Here is a 16,063-nt window from a genome sequence, read left to right on the forward strand (position 1 = left end):
CCATAGGCCAATTGTCCTCAAATCAACGACATTTGGCGACCGGGCGGACAAAAGGCATTGCAGTCCAGGTCGAAGCCTTCCCGATGATTGAGCCCCAGGCGCTTGATGGTTTTGGCAAAGCGCTGTGCCAGCAGGTCGGCGAAGGGACCTTCGCCGCGCATTCGAGCACCAAAGCGGCTGTCGTAGAGTTCACCGCCACGGCTCTGGCGAATCAGGCTCAGCACATGCGCCGCCCGTTGAGGGTAGTGGGTCGCCAACCATTCCTCGAACAGAGGCGCCACTTCAAGCGGCAAGCGCAGCATCATGTAAGCAGCACTCTGCGCCCCGGCCGCATGGGCCTCGGTTAGCAGACTTTCGAGTTCACTGTCATTGATCATCGGGATCATCGGTGAACACAGAACGCCAACCGGGATACCCGCCTCGCGCATCACCCGGATGGCCCGCAACCGCGCCTTGGGCGCTGCGGCGCGGGGTTCAAGGATGCGCTTGAGTTCGTCGTCCAGAGTGGTCAGGCTGATCATGACCGCGACCAGTCTTTTGCTGGCGAGCTCGGTCAGCAGGTCCAGGTCACGAAGAATCAGCGAGCCCTTGGTCACGATGGTCACCGGGTGCCGATAGCGCAGCAGCACTTCAAGGGTCTTGCGGGTAATCTGGTATTCGCGCTCGATCGGCTGATACGGGTCGGTATTGGAGCCGAGGTTGATCGGTGCACATTGATAGCCACGTTTGGACAACTGCTCCTCCAGCACATCCACGGCGTTGGTCTTGGCGATCAGTTTTGTCTCGAAATCCAGCCCGGGCGACATGTCCCAATAGGCATGGCTGGGGCGCGCATAGCAATAAATGCAACCGTGCTCGCAGCCGCGATAGGGATTGATCGAGCGATCGAAGGGCAAATCCGGCGACGTGTTACGGGTAATGATGGTTTTCGCCGTTTCAATGCGCACCTCGGTGCCCTGGGTGACGGGCACTTCCTGATACCAGCCATCGTCCTCCGCCACCGAATGGCTGGGGGCAAAGCGGTTGTGCGGGTTGGTTGCGGTGCCGCGGCCACGCGGGGGCAATGGCGTGTGCATGGGGAAATCCTTATTGCTGTATGCACATACAGTATATCGAGACAGATCGGTGTGCCAGTGCCGTTCGGCACCTTTTTCCTTAAACAACATGTAGCCATTCATGGGTGGATAAGCTCAATACCTTCAAAGCTTTCGCAACTGGGGGTTACATATTAGTAATAGTCTGAAAGTTAAATTGTTCTGTATTGTCTGAGTCGCTGAAAAAATAAATATGGATATCATTTAAAAGGATTTAATTATGTCGTACTTCAATCGTCGTGGCATTTTTCTGCAAAAACTTGGGCCTACCATTGTTGACCCCGATGAAGTCTTGGTTTCCATGCAATTCGCTCTAAAAGAATCAAGTCTGGATGCTAGTGGCACTCCTTCTGAGAAACTTTTGGACTCTACGATTTACACCGCGTCGTCTTATGACGGTGGCCAATCTTTCAGTATTGGTACTGCCCGAGACGTGGATGGCGATGGCGACATCGACCACAACGACAAGGCAAAGTTGTTGGCGCTGGCCAAAGCGTATGCAAATATCGTCAAGCCTTGATGGAAGTGACCGCCAAGGTTTCGACGTGTTGATGACCGGGCTACAAACTGCAGCGCATGGTATCCATGCGCTGCTCAGGTATAACGGGGGAATGATATGTGGATACCAGGCCATACGGGTATTTATCTGCAAAGAGTGGAAACTTCAGAAAGTAATGAAATAATTATAAAGATAGTTAGAGTGAGTGCTGCTGGCGTTAATTTCACAAACTTTACATTGCATATTAGTACTGATGCTGACGAATACAATCTCGACTTCGATCCTTGGTCGAATATGAATGTCACGCCGGATAACAATATCGACGAGAAAGACATAGAACTCATAACCCAACTTGGCCTGGCCTTTTTTCGACAACCGATAATTGGTTTTGATCATGGAATTTTCATGTATTCGGGGCCAGAAGACCTCGTGGATATCTTTGATCCGGATAAACCGACTCCACCTATTCCGCCTCAGACAATCTGGGTGCGGATGGAGGTACTGGATATAGAAGATGATGAGGGACCGACATTCAATTACTTAATCAACGCCAGATCTTTTGATCAAGGTATGAATTTTGTCATCACGAGGATTTATCCATCTTCAGCTCCCAGTTACGGTGACACTCCCGAACTGGAAGAATTGGCCAAGGCATTTCTAAGATTGAAGTTGTAAGCCGGTATAAGCCGAAGACGGGGAGACGACGTGATGCAGCTGCCATTCTCGTTTCACAATTCATTGACACCCCCCTCACGCTGCTTTGACCGCTCAACGGCGATTCTGGATGCCAATTGCCAGCCCTCTCCCTGAACGGTCACTCAAGCATGTCCCTACCGCGCTTTATCCCTGCGATGTGCCTGTCGGTGGTCGCACTTCTCAACCTGACACCGGTCTTCGCTGACGACACTGCGTCGTCCCGTCCGGCAGAGTGGGCTCAACCGGTCGAGGTGCAATACAACCTCTTTCAAATGTCCCCGACACTCTATCGCAGCGCGCTGCCCGACAGCGGAGTGGTGCCGTTGCTGGAAAAACTCAAGGTCGGGACGGTGATCAGTTTCCTGCCTGAATCTGACGCCAGTTGGTTAACCAAGCCCGGTATTGTGCAGGTGCAGTTGCCCTATCGCACCAATCATGTCGATGACGCGGATGTCATCAAGGCCCTGCGTACCATTCAAACCGCCGAAGTCCAAGGTCCGGTGTTGATGCACTGCAAGCACGGCTCTGACCGCACCGGGCTGATGGCGGCGATGTACCGGGTGGTGGTGCAAGGATGGAGCAAGGAAGATGCGCTGAGCGAAATGACTCGTGGTGGCTTTGGTGACAGCACCCACTTCAAGGATGGCATTCGTTACATGATGCAGGCGGATGTCGACAAGCTCCGCACTGCGCTGGCCAATGGCGATTGCAGCACCAGCCCGTTCGCCGCGTGCTCGATGAAGAGCTGGTTCAAGTCCGCTCATATCGAATAAAAAGTTCTTCACGCAATCCCGGGAAACTGTAGGAGCAGCCGGTCGACGCTCGATTGCCGGCGATGGGCTCAAGTGCGCCGCGTTTATCCAGTTCACACGCGTTACCGTTAGCGACCATCGCTGGCAAGCCAGCTCCTACAAAAGACCGCGTCCGAGTCCAAACCAGTGAAAGAACCCAAAAAAGCCCCCGTTGCATGACGCAATGGGGGCTTTTTCACTCAGTGCTGCTCGTCGGGCTTTTTCTTCAGCTTCGGATTCGGGAAGAACTGAACCGCCTGAACCTTGGTGTCCGGGGCTTTGGGTGCGGTGGTGTTGACCCGCGTGCCAAGCTCCTTGGGTACCGACAGTCCTTGCTCATTGAGTGTGTCGGAGTAACCGCAGGCCACGCACTCCCGGTGCGGGACCTGGTCTTCGTTCCACATCATCAACTTGTCCGGCTCGCTGCATGCCGGGCAGACTGCCCCGGCGATAAAGCGTTTTTTCGTAATCACAGGTCCCTCACTCATGCTGCCGCGTCCTCACTCAGGCCGCTGTGGCGCAAGAGTGCGTCAATCGATGGCTCACGGCCACGGAAGTCGACGAACAGCACCATCGGCTCCTGGGAACCGCCACGGGCCAGGATCGCTTCGCGGAAGGCACGGCCGGTGTCGGCGTTGAGCACGCCTTCTTCTTCGAACTTCGAGAACGCATCGGCCGAGAGCACTTCAGCCCATTTGTAGCTGTAGTAACCCGCGGCATAACCGCCAGCGAAGATGTGCGCAAAACTATTGGGGAAGCGGTTGTAGGCCGGCGGACGCATCACCGAGACCTCGTCCCGCACGCCTTCGAGCACTTGCAGCACACTGCGGCCGTCGCCATGAGTCGCGTGCAGTTCGAAGTCGAACAGCGAGAACTCCAGTTGGCGGACCATCATCAGGCCGGACTGGAAGTTTTTCGCCGCGAGCATTTTCCCGAGCAAGTCCTGAGGCAGTGGCTCGCCGGTTTCGTAATGACCGGAAATCAGCGCCAGGCCTTCCGGCTCCCAGCACCAGTTTTCCATGAACTGACTTGGCAGTTCGACAGCATCCCAGGCCACACCGTTGATGCCGGACACACCAGCATGCTCGACGCGGGTCAGCAGGTGATGCAGGCCGTGACCGAATTCATGGAACAGGGTAGTGACTTCATCGTGGGTCAGCAGCGCAGGTTTACCGCTGTCAGCCGGGGTGAAGTTGCACACCAGGTTCGCCACCGGGCTTTGCAGCACGCCGCCAGCCGTGCGGCGACGGTCGCGGGCGCCATCCATCCAGGCACCACCGCGCTTGTTGGCGCGAGCATAGAGGTCGAAGAAGAAGCGGCCGACGTGCTGGCCGTTTTCCTTGATTTCGAACAGGCGCACATCCGGGTGCCAGGTGTCGAAGCCTTTGAGTTCGGTAATCTCGATGCCGTACAGGCGCTGGACGATGGCGAACAGGCCGCTGAGCACCTTGTCGATCGGGAAGTAGGCACGCAGGGCTTCCTGAGCAACGCTGTAACGTTGTTCACGGAGTTTTTCGCCGTAGAAACCGCTGTCCCAGCTTTGCAGGTCCGGGCAACCTTGCTCGGCAGCGTAGGCCTTGAGCTGTTCCAGATCCTGAGCGGCGAACGGCTTGCTGCGCTTGGCCAGGTCGCGCAGGAAGCTCAGCACCTGATCGCTGGACTCAGCCATTTTGGTCGCCAGGCTCAGCTCGGAGAAACTGCTGAAACCCAACAGCTTTGCCAACTCCTGGCGCAGGTCGAGGATTTCTTCCATGACCGGGCCGTTGTCGTTCTGGCCAGCATTCGGCCCCTGGTCCGACGCACGGGTGCAGTAAGCCGCGTAGACTTCTTCGCGCAGTGCACGGTCCTGGGCATAGGTCATCACCGCGTAATAGCTCGGGAATTCCAGGGTGATCAGCCAGCCGTCCAGGTCCTTGGCCTGTGCCGCGGCAGCCATTTGCGCCTTGGCCGAATCGGTCAGGCCGGCGAGGGCGGCTTCATCGGTGACGTGCTTGGTCCACGCCTGAGTGGCATCGAGCAACTGGTTGGAGAAACGACTGCCCAGTTCCGACAGCTTGCTCTGCACTTCGGCGTAACGTTTCTGCTCGGCTTCCGGCAGGTCGATACCCGACAGACGGAAGTCACGCAGGGAGTGTTCCAGGATAGTTTTCTGCGCCACGTCGAAACCGGCGGCTTCAGGACTGCTGGACAGAGCTTCGAAGGCCTGGAACAGCTCGCGGTTCTGGCCCATTTCGGTGGAGTAGGCGCTCAGGGCAGGCAGGCACGACTCGTAGGCTTCACGCAGTTCGGCGCTGTTGCACACGGCATTGAGGTGGCTGACCGGGCTCCAGGCGGCACCCAGGCGGTCGTTGAGTTCGTCCATCGCCAGCACCAGGCCGGCCCACGTTGGCTGCTTGGCCTGGGTCTTGAGGATCTCGACGATGGCGGCGCGGTTGTCAGCCAGGATCTGTTCAATGGCCGGTCGTACGTGTTCGGCGCGGATGGCGGAGAACGGCGGCAGGTCATAGGACTGCAAAAGAGGGTTGTTCACGCTCACGGTTGATACCTTGGCTGGAGAAACATGTAGCCATCTTAATTACAATCGACGTTCACCGCAGCTATCAGCAACAGAGAGAAACCCTATCGTGAACCTTCGCAAGTATCAGAACCACACGCCGCTGCTGGGTAAAGGCGCTTTTGTCGATGGCTCGGCGGTGGTGATCGGCGACGTCGAAATCGGCGAAGACAGCTCGGTCTGGCCGCTGACGGTGATCCGTGGCGACATGCACCGCATCCGCATCGGCGCGCGCACCAGCGTGCAGGATGGTTGTGTGTTGCACATCACTCACGCCGGCCCGTTCAACCCTGATGGCTTTCCGTTGCTGATCGGCGATGACGTGACCATCGCCCACAAGGTCATGCTGCATGGCTGTTCGGTGGGCAGTCGGGTGTTGATCGGCATGGGCAGCATCGTCATGGACGGTGCGGTGGTCGACGATGACGTGATCATCGGTGCCGGCAGCCTGGTGCCACCGGGCAAGCATCTGCAAAGCGGCTTCCTGTATGTGGGCAGCCCGGTGAAGCAGATCCGCCCGCTGACGGACAAGGAACGCGCCTTTTTCACCTACAGCGCGGCGAACTACGTGAAGCTCAAGGACCTGCATCTGGCCGAAGGTTACGACCAGCTTTGACCCGGCCCCCTTATTCAGGACTCAACATGCATTACCAAACCGTTTTGTTCGACCTCGATGGCACCCTGACCGACCCGCGCGAGGGCATCACCCGTTCGATCCAGTTCGCCCTGGGCAAACTGGGTATCGATGAGCCGGATCTGGGCAAACTCGAACACTTCATCGGCCCGCCACTGTTGCAGGCCTTCATGCAGTTCTACGACTTCGATGAAGCCAGGGCGTGGGAGGCGGTGAATTTCTACCGCGAGCGCTTCAAGGTCACCGGACTCTACGAGAACCGTGTGTTTGACGGCGTCACGCCGCTACTGGAAACCCTGAGCGGACAAGGCCGGCAGCTGTACATCGCGACCTCGAAACCCTGGGTGTTCGCCCGTGAAATCGCCCGGCATTTCGACTTTGCCAAACACTTCAAGGTGATTTACGGCAGCGAACTGGATGGCACCCGGACCAACAAGGTCGAGCTAATTGCTCACCTGATGGCCGAAGAAAAGCTGGACCCGACCAATACCCTGATGATCGGCGACCGCAAGCACGACCTCATCGGCGCGCGCAGCAACGGCCTGGACGCAGCAGCGGTGGGTTACGGGTTCGGCAGCCACGAAGAACTGAGCGCCGAAGCGCCGGCGTATCACTTTGAAACGCTGGCTGAGTTGCATCAGGCGTTTTTGCACTGATACGACGTCTCCCTGCTCGCGATGGTCGTGAACGATAACGCTGGAAGCCTGATGCCCCGCGGCGCTCTCAGGTTTTTCGCGAGCAGGCTCGCTCCTACAAAGGAATTGCGCAGGCCTTCATGGTCGAGGTGGCGGCGCGAGTTTCTGTCCTTGCTCCACCGCCCAATCCACCACTTGCGTGGTCAACTGATCATTCGCCTGACCGAACCCGACCACCACCGCCGGGACCTGCACATTGCTCACCGGCTGGCGCACTTCAAAGCGGCGGCTGGCGAGGATGCGCTGGTCGTAACTGCGCACCAGCAATGCATCCAGACGTACGACCACGCTGGCATTCGGACCCTGGTACTCAGTCTGGAACGCCTGCAGGCTGCCGCCCAATTCAAGATCGGTCTGGAAAATGCTGTCATCGGTGCTCAGCAGTATCACCCGTCCGTCATGCTGGAAACCTTGCAGCAGGCGATTGCGCACCAGCACCGGTGCCGGGTCGCTCCAGCGCGAGCCCTTGTAGTGGCTGATCACGTCGCCCTGAGGAATGACTGCAATGTTCGGACTGTTCAACGCTTCACTGGACTGGAACTTGGTCAGGCGCAGCGACCAATGCTGCGGCGTGCCATGGCTGGCCGGCGTGCTGCTCTGGGCTGAGGGCAATCGATAGACCTCGAAAATCTCTGGCTTGGGCAGGATCGAGCACGAACCGATCAGCGTGAAGCCAGCGAGGAGGGCAATCCGAATCAGCTTCATGGCGTGAATTCCTTGGTCTTGTCACTGCCCAGCAGGTAACCGCTGGGGTCGGCCTCCAGACGTTTGGTAATGACGCGCAATGAGGACAGGGTTTCGCGCATCTCGCGCACAGCCGGGCCCAGGCCATTGAGGCCTTGCATGCCACTGTTGAGCGAAGCCTGATTGGCGCTGATCAGTGTGTTGAGGGTGGCGCTGCTTTCCTGCAGCGACTTCATCGCCTGCTCGGCGCTGCCCAGCGCTTCCTTGCCATGCTCGTTGAGCAGCCCGTTGGCATTGCGCATCAGCGTCGTGGTCTGCTCCAGCATGTTGTTGGCCTGCTTGCCCACCGAGGCCAGTTGCTGCATGGCCTGGCGGATATCACCGCGCTGATCGGCGATGGTGCCGGTGGTTTGCTCCAGATGCTCCAGGGTGTTGCTGATGCGCTCGATGTTTTCCGTGGAGAACATCAGGTTGGCGTTGTGCATCAGCGTGCTCACCCCGGCCATCAGGTCTTCGCTGTCATTGAGCAGGCGGGCGATAGGCGAGGGCGAGGCGACAATGGTCGGCAAGTTACCGTCCTTGCCCTTGAGCGTCGGACTCTGTGGCGTACCGCCGCTGAGCTGGATGATCGAGGTTCCGGTGACGCCGGTCAGGGCCAGTTTGGCCTGGGTGTCTTCCTTGACCGGGGTATCGCCGGCCAGGCGAATTCGTGCCAACACTCGGCGCGGGTCTTTCGGGTCCAGGCGCAGCGAGATCACATCGCCGACCTTGATCCCGCTGTACTGCACCGAACTGCCCTTGGACAAACCGCTGACCGCCTCGTTGAATACGACCTCGTAGTCCTTGAACTCGGTGTCGACACTGGACTTGGCCAGCCACAGGCCGAACAACAGCGCGGCCGTCACCACAATCACGGTGAACAGGCCGATCAATACATGATGGGCTCGGGTTTCCATGTCAGACCTCGTTGAGCTGTTGGGCGGCCGTCAACGCCGCGCGGCCGCGAGGGCCATGGAAGTATTCGTGAATCCACGGATCGTTGGTTTCCGAGACCTTGTCGATGGCGTCCGCCACCAGCACCTTTTTCTGCGCCAGCACCGCCACCCGGTCGGTGATGGTGTAGAGCGTGTCGAGGTCGTGGGTCACCAGAAAGACACTCAGGCCCAAGGCATCGCGCAGGGTCAGGATCAATTGGTCGAACGCGGCAGCGCCGATCGGGTCGAGACCGGCGGTGGGCTCGTCGAGAAACAGGATATCCGGGTCCAGCGCCAATGCCCGGGCCAGCGCGGCACGCTTGATCATGCCGCCGGACAGCGACGCGGGGTACTTCTCCGCCGCCGACAGCGGCAACCCGGCCAGGGCCATTTTCACCGCCGCCAGATGCTCGGCGTCGCTGCGGCTCAAGCCGGCGTGCTCGATCAGCGGCAGGGCAACATTCTCGGTCACGGTCAGCGAAGAGAACAGCGCGCCTTTCTGAAACAGCACGCCGAATCGCCGTTCCACCAGCGAGCGCTCGTGCTCGGACAGGGTTGGCAGGTTCTTGCCGAAGACTTTCACCACCCCTTCGCTGGGCTCGCGCAGCCCGACAATGCTGCGCAGCAACACCGATTTGCCGCTGCCGGAGCCGCCGACCACGGCGAGAATCTCGCCCTTGTACAAGTCCAGGTCGAGGTTCTCGTGCACGCTCTGGCTTCCAAAGCGGTTGCACAGTCCACGGACTTCAATCACCGCCTCGGAGGGCGCTCTGGGGATACGACTCACCAACCCATCTCCATGAAAAACATCGCGGCGACCGCATCCATCACGATCACCACGAAAATCGACTGCACCACACTCGACGTGGTGTGCGCGCCCACAGACTCGGCGCTACCACTGACCTTGAAGCCTTCAAGGCAACCGATGGCGGCGATGAGGAAGGCGAACACTGGCGCTTTGACGATCCCCACCAGAAAGTGCTGAACGCCGATGTCCGTTTGCAGCAGCGACAGGAACATCGCCGGCGAGATATCCAGTGCCACCGCGCAGACTACGGCACCGCCGATAATCCCCGACAGCATCGCCAGGAAGGTCAGCATCGGCAGTGCGATCAGCAACGCCAGGACCCGCGGCACCACCAGCAACTCCACGGGGTCGAGGCCCAGGGTGCGGATGGCGTCGATTTCCTCGTTGGCCTTCATCGAACCGATTTGCGCCGTGAACGCACTGGCGGTGCGCCCGGCCATCAGGATTGCGGTCAGCAACACACCGAATTCGCGCAGGAAGGCAAACCCCACCAGGTCCACGGTGAAGACCGTGGCGCCGAAGGTGGCCAACACCGTCGACCCGAGGAACGCCACGACGGCGCCTACCAGAAAAGTCAGCAACGCAACGATGGGCGCGGCGTCGAGACCGGTCTGTTCGATGTGGGCGATCATCGGCGTGACGCGCCAGCGCTTGGGACGGAACAGGCCGCGGACGATGGTTTCGATGATCAGGCCAACGAAACCCAGCAGTTGCAGGGTGTCCTGCCAGACGGTGTCCACCGCCCGACCAATGCGGGTCAGCAACTGAATGGAAACGCTGACTTCCGGTTCCTTGATCGGTACGCAGAAATCGGTCAACGAGCAGTAGACGGTTTGCAGCAACGCCCGATCGGCGGCGGAGAGTGTGCAATCAGGATGTTCGGCGGAGCGACCGAGGCGCTCGGAGCCGAGCAGCTCGACCAACAGCGAGGCGCCGGCGGTGTCGAGGGCGCCGAGACCATTGAGGTCGATGGGGGTGTTGGCGTCGTATTGGCCGTGGAGTTTTTCGCTCAACAGCTTGAGATCCGCGTAATGGGCGAGCGTCCAGTCGCCCGTCACCCGCAACCGTGCAGGGGTGAGCGACGTGTCCAATCGGGCGTTGCCGGCCATCGTGCTGCTGATCATAAGCTCCGTGCTTGTTCAGTGATTAGGCAGCTCTACGTAATAGCACGAACCGCACTACTTTTCTTTGATCGCTGTGCTGTCCTTGACGTTGAAACGCAGCACGCCGATGACCTGGCCATCTTCGGTCAACACCCGGACCTGCCATTTACCGGCCGGGTTGCCCGGGAAATTCTCCTTGTGGGTCCAGGCCCGGTAGCCTTCCTTGCGCCCGCCGTGAATATCCAGCGGAATGCGGTCGACCTCTTTACCGTTGAACTGCCAGACATGATAAATCCGCTCGTCCAGGCCACGCGGGGCATTGATCGCGGTGTAGGCATAAAGCCCGCCATTGCGGATCTGCTCGGCGCTGACTTCCTCGAGGCTGGCGCCAGGCGTGCGGTCCTGCATTTGCGTACTGATGGCCACATCGGTCATCCACAGCGTCGCCGGCGGCACCCACGAGCGCAGCTCCCACCCGACGGCGCCAATGCCCAGAGTGATACTCAAAATCGCCAGCGCACTGCGCAGGGTGCGAATCGGGAAGATCGACGCCAGGCTCGGGAACGACAGCAGTACCGAGATACCCAGTGCCCATTTGAAACTTTGCGCGGTGGTCAGGTGCATGATCACCGGCAACGCGGTGAGCAGCGCAGCGAACAGGGTCAGGGTGTGCAGGGCCAGAAATGCCCAGCGCCGTGGCGCCAGCCACTTGTAGTACAGCGGGTCGATGATCGAAATCAGTGCCGCGATGCCCAGCAGTCCCGTGAAAAACAACTGGCCGCTGTTCCACGTCGTGGTGATGAAGAAGAACGGCAGGACAAAAAACAGGCTTTCCTGATGGATCATCTGCGTTGCGTAACGCAGCAAGGGTTCCGGGATTTCGCGCTTGAAGATGCGCGCGAACAGCTTGGTCAGGCTGTTCTCCAGCATCAACCAGATCCAGCTGATCAGCATGATGGTGGTGATCCAGCTCGCCAGGCCTTGCTGGCGATCGACCAGGATGAAACTGCCTACCCCGGAGATGAAACCTGCGAGCGCAATGACCCCAGGGTAGCGCTTCATCAATTCGAGGATGCGCTGTACGAAACGGGTCAGGTTTTGCATTCGGCGGGTTCACAGTGGTTGTAGGAAAAAACCTCGACAGGGTACCGCTGGTGCGGCCCTGTGGCGAGAGTTTGGGGTCAGTTGCACCACGCAACCTGTGGGAGCGAGCTTGCTCGCGATGGCGGCGGATCAGTCAACTTTGATGTTGAATGACATGGCCTCATCGCGAGCAAGCTCGCTCCCACAGGGGGATTGTGTTTCCCACAGGGAGTTTTCTTGCCAAACAGAATGATTACTTCCTGCGATGCAAACGCCAGCCCACCAGCATCAACACGATCAAGCCCGCCCCACCAACCACCAACCACATCAACTGGTCATAACTGAACAACGGCTTCTCGATCCGCAAATACCCCGGCTGCAACAGCAGTTCACGCACCGCCTTGTTCGCCTCTTCCAGCGTCACCCCCTGCAGCTCCCTGGCCGGGTTGGTGAAACGGCCGTCCTCGTAGTCGCCGATGGCGCTCCAGTAGTAGTCGGCCAACGCACTGTTGCCTTGTACGGCCCAGGCCTGGCGGGCAATCGCGGCCTGCTTCAGGCGGTTGAAGGTGTCGGCATTGAGGCCGTCCCTGAGCAGTCCGGCCTTCAAGTCATCGAGCATTTGTTCGGCCTCGGGCACGTCGTCGCGTTCAAGGTCGGCATTGAGGCTCATGAAACCCACGCCGCCGAACACTTCGCGTTCCGCCCACGGGCCGTAAGACAAACCATGAGCCAGGCGCAGCTGGCGATAGAGCGCCCAATCCAGATAGTCCTTGAGTAAATCGAAGGTTTGGTCGTGCCCATCTTCCAGCACCGGCTCCGGCACCAACCAGTGCAACTTGGCGCCGTTGCCGACCAGACCGTGGGGCAAGGTGCGCTCATGGGCGGCGCTGGCCTGGATTTGCGGCAGCGGCGGATGCTCGCCGGGGGTGATCGCTTCCAACGCGCCATAGGCCCGTTCCAGATAGGCTGGCAGCAACTTGTCGAGGTCGCCGACCACAATCAGGGTCATGTTGTTCGGCGCATACCAGTCCTTGCGCACCTGCTCCAGTTGTTCACGGGTCAAGTCATCGACTTGCGCACGCTCCGGGCATTTGAGGCCCAACTCGACGGCCAGCTGGTTGCTGGCCGTGTGGCCGAGGTCCTGGCGATCGAGCCAGCGCTGCAGGTGCGAGTAGTGACCGCCATCTTCACGCTCGACCACTTGCTTGGCCGCGTTGATGGCGCTGTCGTCGAAGCGGGTCTGGGTCAACAGCGCCAGCAACAGGTCGAGTACCTTGCGCTGGTTTTTCGCCGGAGCCTCGATGACGAAAGTCGTATCGGCATTGCTGGTGAAGGCATTCCACTCACCGCCCAAGGCCTGCATGCGCTCCTCCAGGCCACCTTCGCCACTGGCGTCGATCCCGCTGAACAGCAGGTGCTCCAGCAGATGCGGCAGTTCCTTTTCTTCGCAGCCGAAATCGTCCAGGCCAACGCCGACCACCAGCCGGATTGCCACATGCCCGCGATCAGTGCCGGGTTTGAGCAGCAACTGCAAACCATTGCGCAGCGTGTAGCCCTCGACCTGAAAGCGATCCAGGGCGAATGACGGGAGTGAACCAAGCAACAGGCAGGCGAACAACAGACAACGCATAACAAGCTTCCATACGACCAGCGTAAGTTCAACAGACTTCAGGCGACTGTGGACGTTCAGGGTGAATGAGTGGTGTCGCTCAAATCGTCGACCACCAGCGCACCGGTGTCCGATGTTTCCAGCACCACGTAGGCACTGCTGCAAAACAGCGAATTCAGACGCTTCATGTCAGCGATCAGCTCCAGGTGCAACGAGCTGGTTTCGATACTTTGCACGATTTTACGTTGCAAGCGGCTGACATGAGCGTGGGCCAGGCGCCGTTCCTGTGCGCGGAAACGACGTTTTTCACGCACCAGTTGGCGCGCACTTTCCGGGTCACCACTGAGAAACACCGACATCCCGAGCCGCAGGCTGGAAATCAACTGCGTGTGCAGTCCGGTCAGTTCGTCCAGCCCGACTTCGGAAAACGACCGGCGTTGCGAGGTTTTCTGCTGCTGAATCTTGCGCAGCATACGTTCGATCAAGTCGCTGGCGAGTTTCAGGTTGATCGCCAGCTCAATGATTTCCGCCCAGCGCCGGCTGTCCTGATCGCTGAGGTCTTCCCGGGGCATTTGCGCCAGGTACAACTTGATCGCGCTGTAGAGCGCTTCGACATCGTCGCACAGGCGGCGGACTTCCTGGGTGACGGCGGTTTGCTTGCCACGCAACACGTCGAGCATGGCTTCGAGCATGTTGTCGATCAGGTCGCCCATGCGCAAGGTTTCCCGGGCTGCGTTGGCCAGCGCCAGACCCGGTGTGACCAAGGCCGTGGGGTCAAGATGCCGGGGCTTGGCAGTGCCGTTGGCCAGCGGGCGCTCCGGCAGCACCCAGGCGCAAAACCTGGCCATCGGTTTGAGGCTGGGCAACAGGATCAGGCAGCGCACGGTGTTGTAGAGCAGGTGAAAACCAATGACCATTTCCTGAGGGCTGAAATCCAGGCCATCGAGCCAGTGCACCAACGGGTCGAGCACCGGAATGATCAATAACAGACCAACCAGTTTGTACAGCAGGCTGCCCAGCGCCACTTGGCGTCCGGCGGCGTTCTGCATGCTGGTGCTGAGGAAGGCGAGTATGCCGCTGCCGATATTGGCGCCGATCACCAGCCCGATGGCCACCGGCAGGCTGATCACACTGGCACCCGCCAGGGTCGCGGTCAGCAGCACGGCGGCCAGGCTGGAATAGGAAATCATCGCGAACAGCGCCCCGACCAGGGCATCGAGCAGGATGTCGCCGGTGAGCGAGGCGAAAATCACCTTCACTCCTTTGGCGTGGGTAATCGGATGCGCTGCCTCGACAATCAGTTGCAACGCCAGAATGATCAACCCCAAGCCAATGGCAACACGGCCCAACTGCCCGAGCCGGGTCTGTTTGCGCGACAGAAAGAAAATCACCCCGACAAAAATCAGCAATGGCGACAGCCACGACAGATCGAACGTCAGCACCCGTGCCATCAGCGCCGTACCGACGTCCGCACCAAGCATGGTGGCCAGCGCCGGGGTCAGCGCCATCAGGCCCTGGCCGACAAAGGAGGTGACAAGCATGGCAGTGGCGTTGCTGCTCTGGACCATCGCCGTAACGGCGATCCCGGAGGCGAAAGCCAGCCAGCGGTTGGCCATGTTATGGCTGATGACATGGCGCAAATTGGTGCCGTAGACCCGCAGGATGCCGGTTCGGACGATGTGCGTGCCCCAGATCAGCAGGGCCACGGCGGAAAGCAAATTGAGCAGGGTGAGCATAATGACCCCCTGTGGTGTAGCGCCCCAAAGGAGCAAATTGACGGTACCGCGCGACGTTCTACGTTCTGTACTTAAGCTGTAGTTGGCTAACGGTCTGCGCGCCAGCATCGCACAGCCAAAGAAGGGATTGAAACAAAACTGTCATGAAATCCGATTCATGCAGGCATGAAAAAGGGGCCCGAAGGCCCCGATTTTATGTAGGAGCAAGCTTGCTCGCGATGGTCGTTAACGAAAACGCGTGTTTACGAGGTTAACGCGGCGCGCTCGAGTCCATCGCGAGCAAGCTCGCTCCTACAGGGTTACTGACCCGGAATGTCCTTGCGCAGCTTTACCGGATCCTGCTGTTTCTTCTTTTTCGCGATGGCCGTGCGCATCTTGATGTTGATCGCTTCCACCGCCAGCGAGAACGCCATGGCGAAGTAGACGTAGCCTTTTGGCACGTGCACGTCCAGGGATTCGGCAATCAGCACGGTACCGACGATCAACAGGAACGACAGCGCCAGCATCTTCAGCGACGGGTGCTTGTCGATGAACTCGCTGATGGTGCCGGAAGCCCACATCATCACCAACACCGCCACGATGATCGCCGCGACCATGACCGGTACGTGGGAGACCATGCCGACCGCGGTGATGACCGAGTCCAGCGAGAACACGATGTCGATGATCGCGATCTGGATGATGGTGTAGAGGAAGTTGCCGCCCTTGCCCGAAGGCTCTTCGTTGGTTTCGTCTTCACCTTCCAGGGCGTGGTACATCTCTTGCGAGCTCTTCCACAGCAGGAACAGACCACCGAAGAACAGGATCAGGTCACGTCCGGAGATGCCCTGGCCGAACACGACGAACAGGTCGGCGGTGAGGCGCATGACCCAGGTGATCGACAGCAGGAGCAGGATTCGCGTGATCATGGCCAGCGCCAGACCGAAAATCCGGGTGCGCGCCTGCATATGTTTGGGCATGCGGCTGACCAGGATCGAAATCATGATGATGTTATCGATGCCCAGAACGATTTCCAGGGCGGTCAGGGTAAAGAAGGCAACCCAGATTTCAGGGTTGGTCAGCCATTCCATGTGTATTCCTTTGAGCGATTGTTAAACCACAAAGGG

Annotated in this window: 16 protein-coding genes; 5 read left to right on the forward strand and 11 right to left on the reverse strand. The window is 59.2% G+C overall.

What is annotated here, in order from left to right; translation table 11 throughout:
- Positions 1 to 17: 17 nt before the first annotated feature.
- Positions 18 to 1,076: a PA0069 family radical SAM protein gene (locus tag AB7M25_RS00385; protein ID WP_429386765.1), complete on the reverse strand. Its 1,059-nt coding sequence runs from the start codon at positions 1,074 to 1,076 to the stop codon at positions 18 to 20.
- A gap of 238 nt (positions 1,077 to 1,314) precedes the next feature.
- Here AB7M25_RS00385 and AB7M25_RS00390 point away from each other — a divergent pair, with 238 nt between their 5' ends.
- The 3 genes from AB7M25_RS00390 (at position 1,315) to AB7M25_RS00400 (ending at position 3,062) form a co-directional block, all read left to right on the forward strand.
- On the forward strand, positions 1,315 to 1,614 hold the full coding sequence (locus AB7M25_RS00390; RefSeq protein WP_429386768.1) for a hypothetical protein: 300 nt from the start codon (positions 1,315 to 1,317) through the stop codon (positions 1,612 to 1,614).
- Positions 1,615 to 1,710: 96 nt separating this feature from the next.
- Positions 1,711 to 2,268 carry a hypothetical protein gene (locus AB7M25_RS00395; protein WP_454236868.1) on the forward strand — a complete coding sequence of 186 codons (558 nt, stop codon included), beginning with the start codon at positions 1,711 to 1,713 and terminating at the stop codon, positions 2,266 to 2,268.
- A 149-nt stretch (positions 2,269 to 2,417) separates the two neighbouring features.
- The gene (locus tag AB7M25_RS00400; protein ID WP_429386774.1) at positions 2,418 to 3,062 is read left to right on the forward strand and encodes a phosphatase domain-containing protein; all 645 of its coding nucleotides are present in this window, start codon (positions 2,418 to 2,420) and stop codon (positions 3,060 to 3,062) included.
- Positions 3,063 to 3,280: 218 nt separating this feature from the next.
- Here the strand turns inward: AB7M25_RS00400 and AB7M25_RS00405 are convergent, their stop codons facing one another.
- Together AB7M25_RS00405 and prlC are read right to left on the reverse strand one after the other, a co-directional pair.
- The gene (locus AB7M25_RS00405; protein WP_007969831.1) at positions 3,281 to 3,568 is read right to left on the reverse strand and encodes a YheV family putative zinc ribbon protein; all 288 of its coding nucleotides are present in this window, start codon (positions 3,566 to 3,568) and stop codon (positions 3,281 to 3,283) included.
- A complete protein-coding gene (prlC, locus tag AB7M25_RS00410) occupies positions 3,565 to 5,616 on the reverse strand; it encodes an oligopeptidase A (protein ID WP_429386779.1) in 2,052 nt (683 codons plus the stop codon). Before prlC ends, AB7M25_RS00405 begins: the two co-directional genes overlap by 4 nt.
- 88 nt (positions 5,617 to 5,704) lie before the next feature.
- On the opposite strand from prlC, the gene AB7M25_RS00415 reads away from it, so the two are divergent.
- Positions 5,705 to 6,250 (forward strand): gamma carbonic anhydrase family protein, encoded by a 546-nt coding sequence (locus AB7M25_RS00415; RefSeq protein ID WP_056726737.1) that lies wholly within the window; start codon positions 5,705 to 5,707, stop codon positions 6,248 to 6,250.
- Positions 6,251 to 6,276: 26 nt separating this feature from the next.
- Positions 6,277 to 6,924, forward strand: coding sequence for an HAD family hydrolase (locus AB7M25_RS00420; RefSeq protein WP_454236869.1), 648 nt, complete (start codon positions 6,277 to 6,279; stop codon positions 6,922 to 6,924).
- 117 nt (positions 6,925 to 7,041) lie between these two features.
- Here the strand turns inward: AB7M25_RS00420 and AB7M25_RS00425 are convergent, their stop codons facing one another.
- The 8 genes from AB7M25_RS00425 to AB7M25_RS00460 form a co-directional block, all read right to left on the reverse strand.
- Positions 7,042 to 7,668 (reverse strand): ABC-type transport auxiliary lipoprotein family protein, encoded by a 627-nt coding sequence (locus tag AB7M25_RS00425; protein WP_454236870.1) that lies wholly within the window; start codon positions 7,666 to 7,668, stop codon positions 7,042 to 7,044.
- Positions 7,665 to 8,603 (reverse strand): MlaD family protein, encoded by a 939-nt coding sequence (locus AB7M25_RS00430; RefSeq protein WP_429386785.1) that lies wholly within the window; start codon positions 8,601 to 8,603, stop codon positions 7,665 to 7,667. The genes AB7M25_RS00425 and AB7M25_RS00430 overlap by 4 nt, the downstream gene beginning before the upstream one ends.
- A gap of 1 nt (position 8,604) precedes the next feature.
- Positions 8,605 to 9,408, reverse strand: coding sequence for an ABC transporter ATP-binding protein (locus AB7M25_RS00435; RefSeq protein ID WP_104450393.1), 804 nt, complete (start codon positions 9,406 to 9,408; stop codon positions 8,605 to 8,607).
- Positions 9,405 to 10,553, reverse strand: coding sequence for an MlaE family lipid ABC transporter permease subunit (locus AB7M25_RS00440; RefSeq protein ID WP_454236871.1), 1,149 nt, complete (start codon positions 10,551 to 10,553; stop codon positions 9,405 to 9,407). Before AB7M25_RS00440 ends, AB7M25_RS00435 begins: the two co-directional genes overlap by 4 nt.
- Positions 10,554 to 10,607: 54 nt before the next feature.
- The gene (locus AB7M25_RS00445) at positions 10,608 to 11,636 is read right to left on the reverse strand and encodes a DUF5924 family protein (protein WP_454236872.1); all 1,029 of its coding nucleotides are present in this window, start codon (positions 11,634 to 11,636) and stop codon (positions 10,608 to 10,610) included.
- 232 nt (positions 11,637 to 11,868) lie between these two features.
- On the reverse strand, positions 11,869 to 13,245 hold the full coding sequence (locus tag AB7M25_RS00450; RefSeq protein WP_429386793.1) for a M16 family metallopeptidase: 1,377 nt from the start codon (positions 13,243 to 13,245) through the stop codon (positions 11,869 to 11,871).
- A gap of 56 nt (positions 13,246 to 13,301) precedes the next feature.
- Positions 13,302 to 14,960 carry a Na/Pi cotransporter family protein gene (locus AB7M25_RS00455; protein WP_454236873.1) on the reverse strand — a complete coding sequence of 553 codons (1,659 nt, stop codon included), beginning with the start codon at positions 14,958 to 14,960 and terminating at the stop codon, positions 13,302 to 13,304.
- 299 nt (positions 14,961 to 15,259) lie between these two features.
- The gene (locus tag AB7M25_RS00460) at positions 15,260 to 16,027 is read right to left on the reverse strand and encodes a TerC family protein (protein ID WP_007969844.1); all 768 of its coding nucleotides are present in this window, start codon (positions 16,025 to 16,027) and stop codon (positions 15,260 to 15,262) included.
- Positions 16,028 to 16,063: the final 36 nt, after the last annotated feature.

Source organism: Pseudomonas sp. AP3_22 TE3818, assembly GCF_053628995.1.